The 4,327-nt window shown below is 58.0% G+C and carries 2 protein-coding genes and 1 pseudogene; 2 read left to right on the top strand and 1 reads right to left on the bottom strand.

Annotated features, from left to right (window positions below):
- A pseudogene (locus tag WA354_RS12750) lies at positions 1–334 on the bottom strand (N-acetylglucosamine-6-phosphate deacetylase); the annotation flags it as partial.
- 142 nt (positions 335–476) lie between these two features.
- Between WA354_RS12750 and WA354_RS12745 the strand changes: the two are divergent.
- Complete coding sequence (locus WA354_RS12745; protein WP_472813390.1) at positions 477–3,293, top strand: phosphoesterase; 2,817 nt, start codon at positions 477–479, stop codon at positions 3,291–3,293.
- A gap of 307 nt (positions 3,294–3,600) precedes the next feature.
- Positions 3,601–4,327 (top strand): Gfo/Idh/MocA family protein (locus WA354_RS12740; protein ID WP_472813389.1); only part of this gene is annotated, 727 nt, incomplete at its 3' end.

Genomic DNA, 4,327 nt, shown 5'->3' with positions numbered 1-4,327 from the left:
CGTCCAGAGCGCGCAGTGTGGCATCGAGTGGCGCGGCGACGGTGGTGGCGAGGTAGGCGCTGGTTCCGCGCGATGCAAGAAACGTGCCCATGGTGTCGAGCGCCTGAGAGGTCGCCTCCATCACGTCGTGACCGGCGGCGCCGTGGATGTGTACGTCGAAGAATGAGGGACCGAGCGTTGCACCGGGAAAATTGAGCACGCGTGCGCCGGCGGGCAACTGCGTTGTTTCACGGCTGGCTATCGAGTCGATCTTGCCGTCTTCAATCAGGATCAGCGGATGCTGGTGAAGGCTCTTTCCGTCCCAGAGACTCTCTGCGGTCACTACCGTTTGCATGGCAAACCATTATTGCAGGTGCACGGGATGGCTTGCTTCGGTTGTGATGCCGGATCGGAGCGGACTGTTGTCATCGACATGTGATGTGAGGTCGAGCTCCATTTGTTATTGTTTTGCCATGCGAATTTCGGCGTTGTACCTGATGGCTGGCGGTTTGTTGATGGTTGGAGTGCAATCGAACTTTGCGCAGAGCATTGATCTCCCCAGCAGTAAGCAGTTGATCGAGCCGGTTCCCGGCAATCCGCAGCGTTTAAACAGCCTGCCGATGTCGATGGCGATTTCGCCGGACGGGCGGTACGTGGTCACGGTGAATGCCGGCTACGGAACGTATGAATCGAAGTACCAGCAGTCACTGGCTGTCTTTGATACGCAGATGGGAACGCTGACTGATTTCCCGGATGACCGCACGCCGGTGCGCGCCAAGCAGACGCTTTATTCCGGTCTTGCTTTCAGTCGCGATGGGAGACACGTGTACGCTTGCATCGGTTCGGAGACGGATCCGCTGGGCAAAGAGAAGCCGGCGCATGGCGTCGCTGATACGGGCAGCGGCATTGTGGTGTACAGGTTCGCGGACGGAAAGATTGAGCCGGAGCGGTTGATTGCGTTGCCCATGGTTCAACTGGACGCAGGTCGCAAGACGAAGCTGATCGGGGACGTGGACGGGGATCAGGGTGTGCCGTTTCCGGCGGCCATTGCGGTCGTCGAGAGTGGAGGCGCGGACAAACTGCTGGTGGCAGAGAACCTGACCGATGATGTGCTTCTGATCGATCCGGGAACCGGGAAGGTCGAGCATCGCTTCGATCTGTCGGAGAGCAATGCGGTGCCGTCGACATATCCGATTGCGTTGCAAACTTCGAAGGATGGCCGTCGCGCGTTTGTTGCGCTTTGGAATGCGTCTGAAATTGTCGAACTCAATCTTGCAAAGAACGCTGTAGGACGCAAGCTGGCGTTGCTGAAGCCGACGAATCCAGTGAAACCGGGAACGCATCCGTGTGCGTTCGCGCTGAGCGGCGATGGCAAGACATTGTATGTTGCGCTGGCCAATCGCGACGCCGTGGCGGCAGTGAATGTGGGTGCGGGGCAATTCAGCGTGAAGGGGTATTTCGATACGCGACTGCCGGGGCAGAGCTATTTTGGCGCGGAGCCGCTGGCGGTGGCGTTGAATGCCTCGGGAAATCGGCTATATGCGGCGAACATGGCGACTGACGCAATTGCGGTGATCGACACGCGGAAGCTGAACGCGAAGACGGCGCACTCCGGCATGATCGAGCCCGATGGATTTGTGCCCACAGAGTGGATGCCCATGTCGATGGCCTTCCTGCCCGGAAAATCAGGCGGGCGGTTGTTCGTGGCGACCGCAAAGGGAAAGGGCGCAGGTCCAAATCCGTATGTGCCTGCTGACGAGCCACGCAAACCCGGCATGCCGAAAAGGACCAACTACATTCCCACTCTGCTGTATGGATCGCTGGCAGTGTTGAACGAGGCGCAGGTCGAGAGCGGGCTGGCTGAATCCACTGATGCAGTGTTGAATTCAAATCGCATGAAGGCGGCTGCGGAGAAGGTTAAGTTTGCCGATGGCACGCACAATCGCATCAAGCACGTGATCTATATCATTAAGGAAAACCGCACCTACGATCAGATTCTTGGCGATCTTACGCAGAATGGAAAGCCGGTGGGAAACGGCGACAAGAGCCTGACGATGTTCGGCGAGGATGTGACGCCGAACCTGCACAAGCTGGCACTGCAGTTTGGCGTGCTCGACAACTTCTACGACTCCGGTGAAGTTTCAGGCGATGGGCATGTATGGTCGAATGCTGCGATCGGGACGGATTATCTGGAGAAGACGTGGCAACAGGCGTATCGCGGCGGCGAACGCACGTATGACTTTGAAGGAGTGGTAGCGGAAGGGCTGCCGCTGGTGCAAAACATTCCTGATGTGAATGAGCCCGCCAGCGGCTATCTGTGGGGAAACCTGGCTGCGCATGGGAAGACCTACTACCACTTCGGTGAATACATCTCGTCCGTGTTCTGCGATGAGAAGAAAACGGCAAATCCGCAGCAGGGGCCGGTTCTGCCGGGTCAGACGTGCGCACGAAAGGCCATTGCGCCGGGCGAGCAGTTGCCTGCGGAATGGGGCGGCGGCGTGAACAAATGGCCGTGGCCGATTCCGCTGATTGCATCAAATACGGCGACTAAGCCGGAGCTTGTGGGGCATTTCGCGAAGGAGTCGCCGGACTTCAATCTGGCGATTCCCGATCAGATTCGCGTGGAGATATTTTTGCGCCACTTGAAGCAGTGGGAGGCGGACAAGGAACATGGGAAAGACACCATGCCCAACTTTATTCAGTTGCGCCTGCCTGACGATCATACAAATGGAACGGTGCCGTTCAAACCAACACCGAAGGCCAGCGTGTCAGACAACGACCTTGCAGTAGGGCGCGCAGTGGATGCGATTTCGCACTCGCCGTTCTGGGACGATACGGCGTTTTTCATCCTTGAAGATGATGCGCAGGCGGGTGCTGATCATGTGGATGCACACCGCAGCATCGCGTTCGTCGTCAGCAAATATGCGCCGCACGGAAAAGACGGCGCCCCCGTCGTGGACAGCAGGTTCTACTCGACGGTGAGTGTTATCCGCACGATGGAGACACTGCTGGGGCTGCCGCCGATGAATAACAACGATGCTTTCAGTTCGATGATCTCGACTTTGTTCACGGGTGCGGGCGACCAGCCGGCGTATTCAGCGGACTACGCCAATCGCGACAATGGTCTCATTTATACGGCGAATACGAAGAAGGCGGTTGGCGCGGAAGAAAGCATGAAGATGGACTTTCGCCACGCGGATCGAGCTCCTACGCAGAAGCTAAACGTCATTCTGTGGAAGGATACGATGGGCGACCAGCCGGTGCCGGCGATGCTGACGGAGAAGCGGAAGCTGAAGAAGGATGATGACGATTAGGGCGGGGTTGAGGTTCGTTGCTTTCCTACCCAAGCCGCAAAAGGCGCGGCTTGGATGGGGCACCCGGCATACCAATCATCTAATTCAAACCGCCTGTGAAGAACAAGTGACTCCCTTGACACTTTTTCAGCAAGCTGTAAAAGTCGTGCCCAGATACAAACCTGCGATATAAGATTTTTGGCGGCCTTGAAAGCCGTGGCCGGATATCCCCTGTGAGGCCGTGTATGGTTATATGCGGCGGAAATGATCGCTCAATGGGGGAACTGTGCAGATCTGGAATCGGAGAAATTTTCTTAAGGTTGCGGGAGTGGCTTCAGCGGCATCGCTGGCGGGGGTTGCACGCGCAAGTGCAGAGGCGGGCAAGGGGATTCATATGCTGGCGGCTCAGGATGAGCCGGGGAAACCGGTGGCGGCGAATGATCATATTCAAATCGCCCTGATCGGAGCGGGTGGGCAGGGCATGGGGGATACGCGCTCGGCGGTGCAGGTGCCGGGTGTGAAGCTGGTGGCTGTGGCCGATTGCTACGACGGGCGTCTCGCGCGGAGCAAGGAAGTGTGGGGCGACGATGTTTTCACCACGCGCGACTACAAGGAGATTCTTGCGCGCAAGGACATCGATGCCGTCATCATAGGAACTCCGGATCACTGGCACAAGCAGGCATCGGTGGACGCGATGAAGGCCGGCAAGGATGTTTACTGCGAGAAGCCGATGATTCATCTCTACTCGGACGGCCCGGAGATGATTGAGACTGCTCGCGCCACGAATCGCATTATACAGATCGGCAGCCAGCGCGTGAGTTCGATCCTGTATGCGAAGGCGAAGGAGGTGCTGGCATCGGGCGCGATCGGCAAGCTCAACATGGTGACGGCGTACTGGGATCGCAACTCGTCGATGGGCGCGTGGAATTACACGATTCCGCCGGATGCTTCGCCGGAGACGTGCGACTGGCCGCGGTTTCTGGGCACGGCTCCGAAGATTCCGTTCAGCGCGGAGCAGTTTTTCCAGTGGCGCAAGTGGAAGGCGTATGGCAGCG

It is taken from the genome of Occallatibacter sp. (assembly GCF_049802275.1).
GTDB lineage: Bacteria > Acidobacteriota > Terriglobia > Terriglobales > Acidobacteriaceae > Telmatobacter.
The sequence above is the reverse complement of the archived record's forward strand: the minus strand, read 5'-3'. Positions and strand labels throughout refer to the sequence as shown.

Bases quoted from the DNA above. Each gene is read 5' to 3' on its own strand.
- WA354_RS12745 (WP_472813390.1), top strand. From the start codon at position 477: ATGGCTGGCGGTTTGTTGATGGTTGGAGTGCAATCGAACTTTGCGCAG.